General features: G+C 69.6%; 11 protein-coding genes. 10 read left to right on the top strand and 1 reads right to left on the bottom strand.

Going from position 1 to position 16936, the window contains the following annotated elements; translation table 11 throughout:
* Positions 1–350 precede the first annotated feature (350 nt).
* The 10 genes from ACYAF3_RS19575 to ACYAF3_RS19530 all read left to right on the top strand — a co-directional run bounded on the left by ACYAF3_RS19575 (position 351) and on the right by ACYAF3_RS19530 (position 15861).
* Positions 351–7409 (top strand): amino acid adenylation domain-containing protein, encoded by a 7059-nt coding sequence (locus ACYAF3_RS19575; protein ID WP_121377940.1) that lies wholly within the window; start codon positions 351–353, stop codon positions 7407–7409.
* Positions 7406–8572 (top strand): FAD-dependent oxidoreductase, encoded by a 1167-nt coding sequence (locus tag ACYAF3_RS19570; RefSeq protein WP_003091709.1) that lies wholly within the window; start codon positions 7406–7408, stop codon positions 8570–8572. Before ACYAF3_RS19575 ends, ACYAF3_RS19570 begins: the two co-directional genes overlap by 4 nt.
* Positions 8569–9897 (top strand): condensation domain-containing protein, encoded by a 1329-nt coding sequence (locus tag ACYAF3_RS19565; RefSeq protein ID WP_003119646.1) that lies wholly within the window; start codon positions 8569–8571, stop codon positions 9895–9897. The genes ACYAF3_RS19570 and ACYAF3_RS19565 overlap by 4 nt, the downstream gene beginning before the upstream one ends.
* Before the next feature lies 1 nt (position 9898).
* Positions 9899–10813 carry an SDR family NAD(P)-dependent oxidoreductase gene (locus ACYAF3_RS19560; RefSeq protein WP_003106196.1) on the top strand — a complete coding sequence of 305 codons (915 nt, stop codon included), beginning with the start codon at positions 9899–9901 and terminating at the stop codon, positions 10811–10813.
* Positions 10806–12062, top strand: coding sequence for a cytochrome P450 family protein (locus ACYAF3_RS19555; RefSeq protein WP_003106199.1), 1257 nt, complete (start codon positions 10806–10808; stop codon positions 12060–12062). The genes ACYAF3_RS19560 and ACYAF3_RS19555 overlap by 8 nt, the downstream gene beginning before the upstream one ends.
* On the top strand, positions 12059–12484 hold the full coding sequence (locus ACYAF3_RS19550) for a nuclear transport factor 2 family protein (protein ID WP_003091711.1): 426 nt from the start codon (positions 12059–12061) through the stop codon (positions 12482–12484). Before ACYAF3_RS19555 ends, ACYAF3_RS19550 begins: the two co-directional genes overlap by 4 nt.
* Positions 12485–12487: 3 nt before the next feature.
* Positions 12488–13480 carry a beta-ketoacyl-ACP synthase III gene (locus ACYAF3_RS19545; RefSeq protein WP_003091712.1) on the top strand — a complete coding sequence of 331 codons (993 nt, stop codon included), beginning with the start codon at positions 12488–12490 and terminating at the stop codon, positions 13478–13480.
* Between the two features lie 13 nt (positions 13481–13493).
* Positions 13494–13733, top strand: coding sequence for an acyl carrier protein (locus tag ACYAF3_RS19540; protein WP_003106204.1), 240 nt, complete (start codon positions 13494–13496; stop codon positions 13731–13733).
* A 117-nt stretch (positions 13734–13850) separates the two neighbouring features.
* The gene (locus ACYAF3_RS19535; RefSeq protein WP_003119643.1) at positions 13851–14603 is read left to right on the top strand and encodes an SAM-dependent methyltransferase; all 753 of its coding nucleotides are present in this window, start codon (positions 13851–13853) and stop codon (positions 14601–14603) included.
* 91 nt (positions 14604–14694) lie between these two features.
* Positions 14695–15861, top strand: a complete 1167-nt coding sequence (locus ACYAF3_RS19530) for an MFS transporter (RefSeq protein WP_003106206.1) — start codon at positions 14695–14697, stop codon at positions 15859–15861.
* 10 nt (positions 15862–15871) lie between these two features.
* On the opposite strand, the gene rfaD is transcribed toward ACYAF3_RS19530, so the two are convergent.
* Complete coding sequence (gene rfaD / locus ACYAF3_RS19525; protein ID WP_003106207.1) at positions 15872–16864, bottom strand: ADP-glyceromanno-heptose 6-epimerase; 993 nt, start codon at positions 16862–16864, stop codon at positions 15872–15874.
* Positions 16865–16936: the final 72 nt, after the last annotated feature.

Here is a 16936-nt window from a genome sequence, read left to right as displayed (position 1 = left end):
TTTCGAAAGGCTTGCTTCAACTTCGAAAAGACCGGCGAAGGTAATCTCGTGAAGCATAGCCATACAGGGCCGCGACGCACGTTTCCCGGAACCTAACAGATTTGTAAGTTGCCTCGTAATTACCTACCAGAATTAACAGTTAACAACGCGGCTACCCTGCAAGAATTAACAGCTATTTCTTCGAGCCTGCCAAAAGTAATAGTACACCCCGCTCTTGCTTCGGGTGCCGCCGCTTCCCTGCCAACCACGCTGGCTACGGCGCGCTGAACCGTCGACGGGTGGAACCTGTCCGGCGAGGCGTGCGGTGCCCGTGTTCGCCGAATCGATGGATTGTTGAAGAGGACGCAGGGATGGTTCGTTTCGCTCGCTTGCCGCTATCGCCCTACCAACGGGACATCTGGGTCGCCGCCGCGCAGTTTCCGGAACTCGACCAGTACACCATCTTCAGCTACGACCGCTTCACCGGCGAGGTCGATACCCAGGCCCTGGAACGGGCGCTGCTGCAGGCGGCGCGAGACACCGAGGCGTTCCGTCTGCGCCTCGGCGAGACGGACGGTACGCCGTACCAGTGGCTGGACGCGGATGCCGAGTTCGAGGCGCGCCACGTCGACCTGCGCGCCGACCGCGACCCCGAGGCCGCCGTGCGATCCTGGTTGCGCGACGCCTTCCGCCACGCCTACCCGCTGGACGGCCGCAGCCTGGTGGACCTGGCCCTGCTGCATAGCGACCAGGCGCTCTACGTCTACGTGCGCACCCACCATATCGTCAGCGACGCCTGGGGCCTGCAGCTATTCCTCAGCCGGGTGCGCGCCGGCTACCTGGGCGAGCTAGGCGAGCCACAGGCGCAGATGCCGACGGCTTCCCTCCTGGCGCAACTCGAGACCGACGACTACTCCGGTTCGGAACAGTACCGCGGCGACCGCGCCTATTTCGCCGAGGCCCTGGAGGGCCTGGAGCCGGCCCTCTTCACCCGCAGGCGCCCGGCCGGGCTGCGCCGCACCGCGCGCCACAGGCTGACGCTGGAACGCACACTGCTCGATGCGATCCGCGATCGTGGCGAATCGCCCTTCCTGTTCCTCTCCGCCGCCGTGGCGCTGTACCTGGCGCGGATCCACCAGAACGACGACGTGGTCCTCGGCGTACCGGTGCTGAACCGCGCCGACCGCGCGGCCAAGCAAGTGGTCGGGCACTTCGCCAATACCCTGCCGCTACGCATCCGCACCGCGCCGGAACAGACCGTCGACGAATTCCTGGCGCAGTTGCGCGAGGCGACCCGGACGCTGCTGCGCCACCAGAAGATGCCCCTCGGCGACCTGTTGCGCGGCGCCTCGCCACTGTTCGACACCACCCTTTCCTACATGCGCTGGCCCGCCGCCCAGGCGATCCCGAACGCCAGCGTCGAGACCGTGGCGCAGACCCACGCCCATGACCCGGACGCGTTGGCCATCTGGGTCTCCGAGTTCGACGGGCACAGCGACGCGCAGGTGGATTTCGAATACGCCTGCGATGTGTTCGACGCCGACTTCCCCATGGACGCCGCGGCGCGGCATATCGAAACCTTCCTGCGCGCCCTGGTGGAGGGCGGCGAGCGCCGCCTCGGCGAACTCGATCCGCTGTCGGCCGCCGAGCGCGAGGAACTGATCCACACCCGCAACGCCACCGACCAGGCATTCCCCGAGCAGGCTACCCTGCCCACGCTGTTCGCCGAGCAGGTGGCACGCACCCCGCAACGCACCGCGCTGCTGGAAGCCGACGGCGGCACGCTCAGCTATGCCGAGCTGGACGCCAAGGTCCAGGCCGTGGCCGACGCCCTGCGCGCAGCGGGTGTGAGGACCGACGAGCGGGTAGCGCTACTGGTCGCCCGCGGTCCCCACCTGCTGCCGGCGATCCTTGGCGTGCAGCGCGCCGGCGGCGCCTATGTGCCGATCAATCCCGACCATCCCCTGGAGCGCGTCCGCCTGCTGTTGGAAGACTGCGGTGCCCGCGTGGTGCTGGTGGACGAGCGCGCAGCGACACTCGGCGAGAGCCTCGGCGAGACGCGCGTGCTGCACCTCGAACGCCTGCCGCAGAGCACCGGCGACCTGCCGGCGGCCAACGTGGCGCCCGGCGACCTGGCCTATGTCATCTATACCTCCGGTTCGACCGGCATGCCCAAGGGCGTCATGGTCGAGCACCGCTCGGTGGTCAACCGCCTGAACTGGATGCAGCGTCGTTATCCGATCGGCGAACGCGACGTGCTTCTGCAAAAGACTCCGGTGACGTTCGACGTGTCCGTCTGGGAACTGTTCTGGTGGAGTTTCACCGGCGCCCGCCTGTCGCTGTTGCCGCCCGGCGCCGAGAAGGACCCGCGGGAAATGTTGCGGAGCATCCAGCGCGACGCGGTCACGGTCATCCACTTCGTGCCGTCGATGCTGACGCCGTTCCTCGACCTGCTCGACGGCGACCCGACCGCCCGCACGGCGGCAAGCTCGCTGCGCCTGGTGTTCTGCAGCGGCGAAGCCCTCGCGCCGTTGCAGGTCGCGCGCTTCCGCCGGCTGTTCGGCGACGCCGTGCGACTGGTCAACCTGTACGGACCGACCGAGGCCACCGTCGACGTGTCCGACCATGAATGCGCCAGCGACAACCCCACGCGGGTCCCGATCGGCCGGCCGATCGACAACCTGCGCCTGTACGTCCTCGACCGCGCGCTCAGGCCGCAGCCCCTCGGTGCCGTCGGCGAGCTATATATAGGAGGCGTCGGCGTCGCCCGCGGCTACCTGAACCGGCCGGAGCTGAACGCCGAGCGCTTCCTCGTCGACCCCTTCGTCGCCGGCGGCCGTCTCTACCGTACCGGCGACCTGGCCCGCTGGCTGGCCGACGGCAACCTCGAATACCTCGGCCGCGCCGACGACCAGGTGAAGATCCGCGGCAACCGGGTCGAACCCGACGAAGTACGCGACCGCCTCGCCGCGCTTCCCGGCGTACGCGACGCCGCGGTCGTGGCACGCGATTCGGCGGTACGCGGCACGCACCTGGTCGGCTACTACGTGGCTGCGGCGGAACTCGACCCCGGTCAATTGCGCGCCGGACTTTCGGCGACGCTGCCGGACTTCATGCTGCCAGCCTTCTTCGTGCGCATCGACAGCCTCCCGCTCAGCGCCAACGGCAAGCTCGACCGCCGGCAACTGCCGGCACCGCCGGAACAGGTGGCGGCGGTTGCGCCGCGCACGGCGACCGAGGCCGAACTGGCGGCGGTGTGGGCCGATGTCCTCGGCGTGGCGGAGGTCGGCGTGCACGACGACTTCTACGCCCTCGGCGGCGACTCGATCCTGATGCTGCGCATCCGCGCCGCCGCACAGCGGCGCGGCCTGGGCTTCGAACTCGCCGACCTGATGCGCAACCCGACGGTGGCGGGCCTCGCCGAGCGCCTGGTGCGTCCGCTCGCGGAGCGAAGCTACCAGCCCTTCGAACTGGTTTCCGAAGTCGACAAGCCGCGCCTGGAAGGGCTGGAGGACGCCTTCCCGACCAGCCGGCTGAGTCTCGGCCTGCTCTTCCATAGCCGCCAGCGCCCCGACTCGTCGGTCTACCACGACGTGTTCCACTACCGCTTCGACCTGGCCTGGGACGAAGCCGCGTTCCGCCACGCGCTGGACCGGGTGGTCGCCGCCTATCCCGCGCTGCGTTCGTCGTTCGACCTCAGCGGTGCATCCGAACCGCTGCAACTGGTGCATACCCAGGCGCGCAGCGAACCGCTGATCCTGGACCTGCGCGGCAACCCGGAGGCCGGGACGGTGCTCGACGAGCACATCCGCCAACGCCGCTTCCATCGCTATTCGCTGCAACAGCCCGGGCTGTTCCTGTTCGCCGCGTTCGTCCGCGAGGACGGCCTGGACCTGGTGTTCAGCTTCCACCATGCGATCCTCGACGGCTGGAGCGTGGCCAACCTGATCGTCGCGCTGGTCGCCGCCTACCGTGGCGAGCCGCTGCCGGGCCCCGCGCCGGCGCTGGCCTGCCATGTCCGCGAGGAGCTGGCCGCGCTGGCTTCGCCGGCCGCCGTGGGGTACTGGACCGGGCTGCTGGAGGGCGCGAGGATGACCCGCCTCGACGGCTTCGGCGCCCACGAGCCGCAAGCCGCGCAAGGTCCGGCCAGCCATCGCGAAGCGCTGCCGGACGGGCTGCTCGAACGACTCAAGGCCACTGCGGCGCAACGCGGACTACCGTTGAAATCGCTGCTGCTCGCCGCCCATTGCCTGACCCTGCATCTGTTCTCCCGCAGCGACAGCGTGGTCACCGGCGCGATCAGCAACGGCCGCCCCGAACTGCCCGACGCCGACCGCATGGTCGGCCTGTTCCTGAATACCGTGCCGGTCCGCTCGGAGATTGCCGGGAATAGCTGGATCGAGGTAGCCGATGCGCTGTTCCGCCAGGAGCGCGACGGACACGCCCATCGCCGCTATCCGCTCAGCGCCATCCAGCAGATCGTCGGCGACGAACTGAGCAGCGCCTTCAACTACGTCAACCTGCATGTCCTCGAACCGCTGTGGCAACTACGCGACTTCCGCGTCTGGGAAGAAACCAACTTCGCCCTGCTGGTCAACGTGATCGCCACGCCCAGCGACGGCATGTACCTGCGCATCGACAGCGACGGCCGCGGTATCAGCCGCAGCCAGGCCGCGCTGATCGGCGCGACCTTCGTCGAGCTCCTGTGGCGCCTCGCCGAGCATCCCGACGAAGCCGCCGACTTCGCCTTCCTCGCCCCTCGCCGCGACGCCGCTTCCCAGCCCGAGCCGCTGGTCGACGTCGTCAGCCTGTTCGAACGCCAGGTCGAGGCGCTGCCGGGCAGCGCCGCGCTGGCCTTCGAGGAGCAACGCTGGACCTATCGCGACCTCGACCATGTGGCGCGCTGCGTGGCCACCCGCCTGGTCCGCGCCGGCGCGCGCCGCGGCGATGCGATCGGAGTGGCGCTGAACCGTTCGCCGGAGATGATCGCGACGATCTGGGGCATCCTGCGCGCCGGCCTGGTCTGCGTGCCGCTGGACGTCAGCTATCCCGCGCAGCGCCTGGCGCTGATCCTGGAGACCGCACAGCCGTTCCGGGTGGTCGCGCATCCCGAGCACGCCCATGTCGCCGCGGCGGAACGGGTGCTGCCGGTAGAGGAACTGGTCGCCGACATCGAGCCCGAGACCTTCGCCGCGCCGCAGCTCGACGAGCTGGCCATGCTGCTGTTCACCTCCGGTTCCACCGGGCGGCCGAAGGGCGTCGAGCTTAGCCACCGGATGTGGGCCAACTACACCCAGTGGCAATTGCGCGTCGCCAGCGGCGTACCGGGGCTGCGCACCCTGCAGTTCGCGCCGCTGAGCTTCGACATGGCCTTCCAGGAGATCTTCTCCACGCTGTGCGGCGGCGGCGAGCTGCAACTCATCTCCAACCGCGAGCGGATGGACCCCTCCGCGCTGCTGCATGTCCTCGAACGCCGCCAGGTCCAGCGCGTGCTGTTGCCCTTCGTCGCCCTGCAACGCCTCGCCGAGGCCTCCAATACCCTGGGCGTGCGCCCCGGCTCCCTGCGCGTGGTGGTGTCCTCCGGCGAGCAGTTGCGCATCACCGAAGACGTCCGCGCGTTCTGCGCGGCGATGCCCGGGCTGCTGCTGGAGAACCAGTACGGTCCCACCGAGACGCACCAGGTCACCTACCACTCGCTGAGCGGCGATCCGGCGCACTACCCGGACCTGCCGCCGATCGGCCGGCCGCTGGACGGGGTCGAGGTGCAGGTGCTCGACGCCGCGCTGCGCCCGGTACCGGTCGGTGTTACCGGCGAGCTGTACTTCGGCGGCGACTGCCTCGCGCGCGGCTACCACCGCGCCCCCGAACTCACCGCCGAGCGCTTCGTCGAACATCCCTGGCGCCCCGGCGCCAGGCTCTACCGCACCGGCGACCTCGGGCGCATCCTCGGCAACGGCGAGATCGTCTGGCTCGGCCGCGCCGATACCCAGGTCAAGGTCCGCGGCTTCCGCATCGAGCCGGCCGAGGTCGAGCTGGCGATCATGCGCCAGGCCGAGCGCCAGCCGGGCCTGCGCGGCGCGGCGGTGGTGGCTCGCGAGCGCCAGGGCAACGATGCATTCCTCGCTGCCTTCCTGCTCGGCGAGCCCGAGGCGGTGGATCTCGCCGAACTGAAGCAGGCACTGCGCAGCGAACTGCCGGAACACATGGTGCCGGCACACTTCGCCTGGGTCGACGGCTTCGCCCTCACCCCCAGCGGCAAGCGCGACGACGCCGCCCTGCGCGCACTGCCGCTGGAGCACGGGACGAACATCGAGTACCTGGCCCCGCGCGACGACTACGAGCGCACCCTGGCCGGACTCCTCGGCGAGTTGCTGGATCGTCCCCGGGTAGGCATCCGCGACAGCTTCTTCGACCTCGGCGGCACCTCGCTCAGCGCGATGCGCTTCATGCTGCTGATCGAGAAGCGCTATGGCGTCGACCTGCCGATGGCCGCGCTGATCGAGACGCCGACCGTGGAGGGCCTCGCCGAACGCCTGCGGGAACGCTCGGCGGTGCGCGCCTTCGACCCGCTGGTACCGATCCGTGCCGGCGGCAGCCGCCCGCCACTGTTCCTCGTCCACCCGCTCGGCGGCCACGTGCTCTGCTACCTGCCGCTGGTCCGCGCACTGCCGCCGGACCAGCCGGTATATGCCCTGCAGGCGGCCGGCACCGGCCAGGGCAGTACGCCGCTGGCGGTCCTCGAGGACATCGCCGCCAGTTACCTCGCGGCGATCCGCCGGGTGCAGCCGGAAGGCCCCTATTACCTCGGCGGCTGGTCGTTCGGCGGCTTCGTCGCCTACGAGATGGCCCGGCAACTGCGCGCGCTCGACCCGCAGGCGGTCGCCCAACTGATCGTGCTCGACTCCATCACCGTCGACCGCAACCACGCCGGCAGCGCCAGCGACGAAGCCCTGCTGCTGTTCTTCTACTGGGAACTGGTCTGGTTCGAGCGCAGCGACGAGGAGGTCGAGCCGCTGCCTGAAGGCGCGAGCCTGGAGCAGAAGCTCGACCACATCGTCGAACGCGCCATCGAGGCCGGCGTACTTCCCGCCGGCACCCCGCGCGCCACCGTGCAGCGGCTCTACGAGCTGTTCCGGGCGAGCTGGCAGGCACTCATCGGCTATCGCCCGGAAGTCAGCGACCAGGACATGACCCTGCTGCGCGCGGACGGCCCGCTGCCGCTGGCGCTGAAGCCGATGCACGACGCCGCCGGCACCCACTACGGCGACCCGAAGAACGGCTGGCAGCACTGGACCAGTGGCCGCCTCGATGTGATCGACGTCCCCGGCGACCACCTGGTGCTGATGAAAGAACCCTATGTCGAGACGGTCGCGGCAGAGATCGCCGCGTTGCTCGAACCCTCCACCTCCAGCGAACGGACCCGCCCATGAGCAGACACCCCCTGAAGATCGTCATCGCCGGCGCCGGCATCGGCGGGCTCGCCGCGGCCGCCTGCCTGAAGGCCGCCGGCTTCGAGGTCGAACTCTACGAGCGGGCCAGGGAGCTGCGCGCGGTCGGCTCGGCGCTGTCGCTGATGCCCAACGCGCTGACCGCCCTGGAGAGGGTCGGCGTGCGCCCTGACCTTACCCGCGCCCAGGCCTTCGACTCGCTACGGTTCCTCACCCGGCGCGGGCGACCGATCCGCGCCATCGACTTCGGCGGCCTGGCCCGTCAGCTCGGCCAGCCGAGCCTGGCGATCCACCGCGCGAGCCTGCAGCAGGCGCTGCTGGAACAGGCCCGCGACTGCCGCATCGAACTGGGCGTGAGCGCCACCGGCTACCTGCGCCACGCCGACGGCGAAGGCGTCACCGTGCTCTGCAGCGACGGCCGCGAAGTGCACGCCGACGTGCTGATCGGCGCCGACGGCTTCAACTCGGCGATCCGCGCCACCATGACCGGCCCGGAGCGTCCCACCGACTGGCACTACGTGATCTGGCGCGCCACGCCGGCGTTCCGCCATCCGAAGGTGACGCCGGGCTACGTCGCCCATTACTGGGGTCGTGGGCAGCGCTTCGGTCTCGCCGACATCGGCGAAGGCAACGTCTATTGGTGGGGCACCCGCAACATGCCGGCCGAACAGGCGAAGGACTGGCGCGGCGGCAAGGCGGGCATCCAGCGCCTCTACGCCGGCTGGGCCGACGAAGTGCAGGCGGTCATCGAGGCGACCCCGGAGGCCGACATCAGCAGCCTGCCGGCCCAGGACCGACCGTTCCTGGAGCGCTGGGGCGACGGCCCGGTGACCCTGCTCGGCGATGCCGCGCATCCGATGCTGACCAGCCTCGGCCAGGGCGCCGCCATCGCCATCGAAGACGCCGCGGTGCTGGCCCACTGCCTGGCCACCATCGACGACCCGCAAGCCGCCCTGCGCGCCTACGAGAACCGCCGTCGCGACCGCGCCAGGGCGATGGTCGAGACCTCGCGGGCGCTGAGCCGCATCGAGCAGTTGGAGCATCCGCTGCGCACCGTCGCCCGCGATCTCTACTTCCGCTTCGCTCCGGAGCGAACCTTCGCCCGGCAGAACGAACTGGCACTGACCTTCCCAGGAGTCGAATGATGGCCGAGATACGACGCCCGCTGTCCGCGGTGGAACGCTGGTACTGGCTCAGCGACCAGTTCTCCGCGCTGAACGTGATTTCCCGGGTGCGGGTCCATGGCCGGTTGTCCATCGACGACCTGCGCCGCGGCCTCGACGCGCTGCAGGCGCGGCATCCGCTGCTGCGCGCGCGGATCGAGCACGATGCCGGGCTCGATCCGCGCTGGGTGCCCTGCGAGCGGCCCATCCCGCTGCGCGAGGTGCGCGGCGGCGGCGAGGAGCAATGGCTGCGGGAAATCAACGAGCGCGAATTGCCGGAACGCATCGATCCGGACAGCGGGCCACTGATCCGTACCGTGGCGATCGCCACCGACGCCGGCGCCCACGACCTGCTGGTCGTGGTACCGCACATCATCGCCGACGGCACTACCGTGCTGACCCTCGCCGAACAATGGCTGACCCTGGCCGCCGACCCCGCCGCGCAACCCTGGACCGCCAGCGCCCTGCCGCCGGCGGAGGATCTGCGTCCGCGCCGCTTCACCGGCGACGAAGGCGCGGCGCGCCTGGCCGAGCAGACCGCCCAGGACGAAGCGCTGGTCGGCCGCCACCGCCCGGGCCGGATCGAGCCGAGCAACCCGGTGCCGCTGGAAGCGCGGCGTACCCGCCTGCTGCACCGGGAGCTGGACGGCGCGCAGCTGGAACAGCTGCAACGACGCGCCCGCGAACACGGCACCACGGTACACGGCGCGCTGACCGCGGCGCTGGCCATCGCCGCCGGCCACGACCACCAGCGCCGCCCTAGCCACATCGCCATCGGCTCGCCGATCGACTTCCGCGACGAACTGGAGCCGCCGGTGCGCCCCGACGAAGTAGGCACCTACGTCGCCACGGTACCGGTGGTGCTGGACATCGCCCGGCCGTTCTGGGAGGTCGCCCGCGCGCTCACCGACGACCTCGGCGAACGCCGTCGCCAGGGCCATCATTTCAACCTGGTCACCCTGGTCGCCAGCGCTGCGCCGCGCTGCATGGCCGACGCGCGGCCATTCATGGCCTTCATGGAAGCCGAAGGGCCGATCAACCTGTGCTCCTCCAACATCGGTCGCTATCCGTTCCCCGAGCGGATCGGCGCCTTGCGCCTCTCCGACGCGCAGTTCCTCACCGGCATCTCGGTGAACGGCTACTTCGTGGCCGCCATCAACTCCAGCCATGGCCGGCTGTTCTGGAACTTCACCTATATCGACGAAGCGGTCCCCGGCGAACGCGCCGAACGCCTGGCCGAAGATTGCCTGGGCACCCTGCTGTCGGCGATCCACGCCCCCCAACGATCCGCCCTCGAGGAGCAATGACATGTTATTCACCAGCAAACCTCTCTCGCCCCAGGGCCGCCACGTACTGATCACCGGCGCCTCCAGCGGCCTCGGCCGGGAAACCGCGCTGCACCTGGCCGAACAGGGTTTCCAGGTGATCGCCGGGGTGCGCCGCCAGGAGGATGGCGAGCGCCTGGCGAACGCCTGCCCGTCCGGCCGGATCAGCACGCTGCTGATCGATGTCACCGACGAGGAATCCATTGGCCGGGCCGCCGCGCAGGTGGCGGAGAAAGTCGGCGATACCGGGCTCTGGGGCCTGGTGAACAACGCCGGGATCTGCATTTCCGCGCCGCTGGAATGCGTCTCCAGCGACCTGCTGCGGCGCCAGCTGGAAGTCAACCTGATCGGCCAGCTCGCGGTGACCCGGGCGATCCTGCCGCTGCTGCGCCGTGGCGGCGCGGCGCGCCTGGTGAACGTCACCTCGGGCCTCGGCTCGGTCGCCATTCCCTACCTGGGCGCCTACTCCGCCGCGCAGTTCGCCAAGGAGGGAGTGAGCGACGCCCTGCGCCGCGAGCTGGCACCCATGGGCATCCAGGTCTCGGTGGTCAGCCCCGGGGCGATCTGGACGCCGATCTGGGGCAAGATCGCCAGCGAGGGCGAGCGCGCCCTGGCCGACGCCCCCGACGCCGTCGCCGACCTCTATCGCGATACCTACCTGCGCTTCCTCCAGGCCAACGAGGACGGCGCGCGCAACAGCGCGACCAAGCCCGCCGATGTCGCCGCCGCGGTGCATGCCGCGCTCACCGCGGCCAAGCCGCGGACCCGCTACCGGGTCGGCGCCGACGTGCGCCGCGGTACCCTGCTGGCGCGGCTGCTGCCCGATAGCGTGATCGACGGGATGTTCCGCCCCATCGTCACCGCCGCCCCGGCGGCGAAGGAGGAGCAACGTGCCTGATCGCAAACTGAGACTGGGCGAGGAACTGATCTCGCCACTGCACGCGCTCTACGACGGCCTGCAGGTGGACGGCGCGCCGCGTCCCGCGCATCGCGCCGCCGAGCATCCGGTGTGGGTGGTGACGCGCTACCGCGACGCGCGCAAGGTCCTCAACCATCCGGGCGTCCGCCGCGACGCCCGGCAGGCCGCCGAACTCTACGCGAAGCGTACCGGCAGCCCGCGCGCGGGGATCGGCGAGGGACTCAGCCACCACATGCTCAACCTCGACCCTCCGGACCATACCCGCCTGCGCTCGCTGGTTGGCCGCGCGTTCACCCCGCGCCAGGTGGAGCGCCTGCAACCGCATATAGAACGGATCACCGAGGCATTGCTGGACGCCATGGCCGGCCGCGAACAGGCCGACCTGATGGCCGACTTCGCGATCCCGCTGACCATCGCGGTGATCTTCGAGCTGCTGGGCATTCCCGAGGCCGAGCGCGAACACGCCCGCCAGTCCTGGGAGCGCCAGGCGGAACTGCTGTCGCCGGAGGAGGCCCAGGCCCTGGCCGATGCGCAGGTCGACTACCTGCGCGTGCTGCTCGAGGCCAAGCGCCGGCAGCCGGCCGACGACGTCTACAGCGGGCTGGTGCAGGCCGCCGACGAGAGCGGCCAGTTGAGCGAAGCGGAACTCGTCTCCATGGCCCACCTGCTGATGATGAGCGGCTTCGAGACCACCATGAACATGATCGGCAACGCGCTGGTCACCCTGCTGGTCAACCCGGAGCAACTGGCGTTGCTGCGGGCGCAGCCGGAACTCCTGCCCAACGCCATGGAAGAACTGGTCCGCCACGACAGTCCGGTGCGCGCCTCGATGTTGCGCTTCACCGTGGAAGACGTGGAACTGGACGGGGTCACCATTCCCGCCGGCGAATACATCCTGGTCTCCAACCTGACCGCCAACCACGACGCCGAGCGCTTCGACGATCCCGACCGCCTCGACCTCACCCGCAACACCGATGGCCATCTCGGCTACGGCTTCGGCGTGCACTACTGCGTCGGCGCCTCGCTGGCCCGGCTGGAGGGGCGGATCGCCATCCAGCGCCTGCTCGCGCGCTTCCCCGACCTCCAGTTGGCGGTCCCCCACGCGGAGCTGCAGTGGCTGCCGATCACCTTCCTCCGCGCCCTGATCAGCGTGCCGGTGCGCACCGGATGCAGCGCCCCGGCGAACACCGCCTCCCACGCCAACCCGATCGAGAGGATCGCCCAATGAATGCCAAGGAAATTCTCGTCCACAGCCTGCGCCTCCTGGAAAACGGCGATGCCCGTGGCTGGTGCGACCTGTTCCATCCGGAAGGCGTACTCGAATTCCCCTACGCCCCGCCGGGCTGGAAGACCCGCTTCGAGGGCCGCGAAACCATCTGGGCGCACATGCGCCTGTTTCCCGAGCACCTGACCGTGCGCTTCACCGACGTGCAGTTCTACGAGACCGCCGACCCCGACCTGGCCATCGGCGAATTCCATGGCGACGGCGTGGCCACCGTTTCCGGCGGCAAGCTGGCGCAGGACTACATCTCGGTGCTGCGCACCCGCGACGGACAGATCCTGCTCTACCGCGACTTCTGGAATCCGCTGCGGCACCTCGAGGCCCTGGGCGGGGTCGAGGCCGCCGCCAAGATCGTCCAGGGAGCCTGAGCCATGCCGCGCGCCGCCGTGGTCTGCGGCCTGGGCAGCTACCTGCCCGAGGCCGTGCTCAGCAACGACATGCTCGCCGCCGAGCTGGACACTTCCGACGCCTGGATCAGCAGCCGCACCGGCGTGCGCCAGCGGCATATCGCCGGCGACCTCGGCAGCGGCGACCTGGCCCTGCGGGCGGCCTCCGCCGCGCTCGCCTCGGCGGGGCTGGAGCGAGTCGATGCGGTGGTGCTGGCAACCAGCACCGGCGACTTCTGCTGCCCGGCCACCGCGCCCAGGGTCGCGGCGCGCCTGGGGTTGGTCGGCGCGCTCGCGTTCGACCTGTCCGCCGCCTGCACCGGCTTCGTCTACGGCCTGGCCAGCGTCGGCTCGCTGATCAGCGCCGGGCTGGCGGACAGCGCGCTGCTGGTCGGGGTGGACACTTTCAGCCATACCCTCGACCCCGCCGATCGCTCGACCCGCGCACTGTTCGGCGACGGCGCCGGAGCGGTGGTGCTGCGTGCCGGCGATGCCGAGGAAGAAGGCGCGCTGCTGGCCTTCGACCTCGGCAGCGACGGCCACCAGTTCGACCTGCTGATGACCCCCGCCGTGAGTCGCGCCGAACGCAGTTCCGGACAGGCCTCCAACTACTTCCGGATGGACGGCAAGGCAGTGTTCGGCCAGGCGGTGACGCAGATGAGCGACTCGGTGCGGCGGGTGCTCGACCGGGTCGGCTGGCAAGCTTCGGACCTCCATCACCTGGTCCCGCACCAGGCCAACACACGCATTCTCGCGGCGGTCGCCGACCAGCTCGACCTTCCCGTCGAGCGAGTGGTGAGCAACATCGCCGAGGTGGGCAATACCGTCGCCGCCTCGATTCCCCTGGCCCTGGCCCACGGCCTGCGCCAAGGCATCCTGCGCGACGGCGGCAACATGGTCCTCACCGGTTTCGGTGCCGGACTGACCTGGGGTTCGGTCGCCCTGCGCTGGCCGAAGATCGTTCCGACAATGGACTGAAGAGGGAAGAACAATGCCCAACGACATGGAAGACCATCTCCTCACCGTGCTCAGCGTCGCCAGCGGCGTGCCGAAGGAGGAAATCAGCCGGGACAGCAGGATGGAAGACCTGGCTTTCGATTCGCTGGTGGTCAGCGAGCTGTCGCTGAAGCTGCGCAAGGAGTTCGGCGTCACCGGGGTCGACGACGAACTCGACCTGCTGGAAACGGTGGACGAACTGTTCCAGCTGGTCGAGAAGCACCGCGCCGCCTGAGGCCAGCGAACGCCGGCGTTCCGTCGCTTCTCTGCCAGGCGAAGGCGGTGCCGGGACATGGGAACGCGCATCGCCTTCGATCAACCAACACCAGAGCGAGATTCGCTGGAGGAAGAGGTGAGTCAGAACATGGATCTCACGATCGGGACGCATCGGGAGTCGGCTTTCTACGAGCTGGAGTTCGGACCGAGGACGATAATGACCCTGGCCAACTTTCCGGACGACGTGCTGCCGTTGTTGCAAATGGAAAGCCTGATGACCTTCGAGGCGATGGCCTACCTGCGCTGCGACGCACTGGTCGAGCTAGGCTGCTACGACGGCCGGGCGCTGGAAATCGCGCGCCTGCTCAATGCCCGCTATCTCGGCGTCGACCTCGACCAGCGGGCGATCGAGACGCTGCGCACGCGGATCGAGCGCGAGGGCATGAGCGATCGCGCGGACACGGTGGTCGACGACATCCTCAACCACACCAGGCGCGGTGCCTCGGTCGGCTCGCGCGCGCTGTACCTGCTGCCGTTCAACCTGCTGGGCAACTTCCGCGAGCCGAAACGGCTGCTCGACTCCCTCGCCGAGCGCAGCGTGGCGGCGGTGGTCTCGGTGTTCGGCGACAGCGCCGAGGCCACCCGCGTCCGCCAGAGCTACTACCGCCGTTGCGGGGTGCAGGGCCTGGAGTTGCACACGCGGGACGACGGCACCGTGTTCACCGGCAGCGACGGCTTCTACTCGCGCTCGTATTCACGCGCCTGCCTCCACGCCCTGCTCGCCGAGTGCGGGCTGACCGTGGTGCGCAGCGCTTCGAACCTGTTCGCCCACTGCGTGACGGTGCTGCCCGAAGGCGCCGACCAGGGCTTCGGTTCGTCGGCGGCATGAGTCGCCGTCGTGCATTCATCGCGCGGCCACGGCACGGGCAGGTCGCCGTGGCTCGCTTCATCGTCGTCTGAACCGCTCGGGAGCTGGAAACATGCCTTTGATTGTCTACGTGCTCGGTGCCGCGATCTTCGCCCTGACCACCAGCGAATACATGGTCGCCGGGCTGATGCCGGCGCTGGCCGCCGAATTCGGCGTGTCCTTCGCCGCGATCGGCTACCTGGTCACCTTCTACGCCGGTGCGATGGCCGTCGGCGGCCCGCTGTTGACCACCGCCCTGCTCCGGGTGCCGCGCAAGAACGCCCTGCTCGGCCTGATCGCGCTGTTCGTGGTCGGCCAGGTCATCGGCGCCCTGGCGCCGGGCTATGCGGTGATGGTCGCGGCGCGACTGGTCACCGCGGTCGCCGCCGCGGCCTTCTTCGGCGTGGCGCTGACCGCCTGCGCCGAACTGGTCGAAGGCAACCAGTTCGGCCGCGCGTCGTCGCTGGTGCTCGGTGGCCTGATGGTCGGAACCGTGCTCGGCCTGCCCGTCGCCACCTGGCTGGGCGAATGGTACGGCTGGCGCGCGAGCTTCTTCGCGGTGGCGCTGGTGGCGGTGCTGGTCGGCCTGCTGGTGTTGCAGCTGATGCCGGCGATCCCGGGGTCGGCGGGCAGCGGCTCGCTGCGCGAGGAACTGAAGGTGTTCAGGAACGCCCATCTATGGTGGGTCTACGCCACCAGTCTGCTGCTGATCGGCGCCACCTTCGCCGGCTTCACCTATTTCGTGCCGATCCTCACCGAGGTCAGCGGCTTCTCCGCCTCGACCGTACCGCTGCTGCTGGTGGTCTACGGCCTGGCGACGCTGGTGGGCAACAACATCGTCGGCCGCCTGGCCGACCGCCATACCATCGCGGTCCTGGCCTTCGGCCTGCTGGCGGCCATCGCCGCGATGGTGGCCTTCGCCCTGTTCGGACAGGTTCCGGCGGTGGCGGTGGCGGCGCTGGTGGTGATCGGCCTGACCGGGGTGTCGATGAACCCGGCGCTGGTGACCCGCGGCGCACGTGTTGGCCATAACAACATGCTGGTCAACTCGGTGCACACCGCCTGCATCATGCTCGGCGTGATGGCCGGTTCCTGGATCGGCGGCCTGGGCATCGCCGGCGGATTCGGCCTGCAGGGCGCGCTCTGGGTCGGCGCGGCCCTCGGAGTACTGGCGCTGCTGACCCTGCTGCCGGAGCTGCGCTTCGCCCGCGCCCCGGTAGGCGGGGCACTGGGCCGCTGAGCAGGATCCCTCAGGCGCTGCGCGCCAGCCAGCGGCAGTAGCCGGCGACGCCCTCTTCCAGGCTCTGGAAATCGTCGCGGTAGCCCGCCTCGCGCAGCAGCTCCAGGTCGGCGCAGGTATGGCTCTGGTAGCGCGCCCGCAGCGACTCGGGGAACTCGCGGTAGCCGAGCAGGCCGCTTTCCACGGCCTGTTGCAGCGACAGGGGCGGCTGGTCGGCGTTGGCGCGGACGCTATTGATCACCGCCAGGGCGACCTCGTTGAAGGTCCGTGCCTGGCCGCTGCCGAGGTTGAAGATTCCCGAACGCTGCGGATGGTCGAAGAAATGCAGGTTTACCCGCGCCACGTCCTCCACCGCGACGAAGTCGCGCAGGTGGCCGCCGGGCGGGAAGCCGCCGTGTTCGCCGAACAGTTCGACCCGCCCGTCGCGGCGCAATTGCTGGTAGCAGTGGTAGGCCACCGAGGCCATCCGCCCCTTGTGTTCCTCGCGCGGCCCGTAGACGTTGAAGTAACGCAGGCCGACCACCTGGCTGCGCGCCTGCGGCAGCGCCCGCCGCACACGCTGGTCGAAGAGGAACTTGGAATAGCCGTAGACGTTCAGCGGCCGCTCGTACTGGCGCGCCTCGCGGAAGGTCCGGCCGGCGCCGTAGACCGCCGCCGACGAGGCGTAGAGGAACGGCACGCCGAGTTCCAGGCTGCTTTCCAGCAGGCGGCAACTGTAGCGGTAGTTGTTCTCCATCATGTAGCGGCCATTGCTTTCCAGGGTGCTGGCGCAGGCGCCCTGGTGGAACAGCGCGCGGACCGTGCCGAAGTCGCCGCGGGCGTAGCGCTCGAGGAAGTCGTTCTGGTCCAGGTAGTCGGCGATATCGGCGTCCGCCAGGTTGCGGAACTGCTCGCCGTCGGTGAGATCGTCCACCGCGATGATGTCGGTCTCGCCGCGCCGGTTCAGCGCCTGCAGCAGATTGCTGCCGATGAAGCCGGCGGCGCCGGTGACGATGATGCTCATGGGCACTCCCTTCGACAGGATGAATGCCCCCAGGCTATGCCTATGCGCCGTGCCGCCCGTTGACCTGCAACA

Source organism: Pseudomonas sp. TZ252, assembly GCF_056110345.1.
The sequence above is the reverse complement of the archived record's forward strand: the minus strand, read 5'-3'. Positions and strand labels throughout refer to the sequence as shown.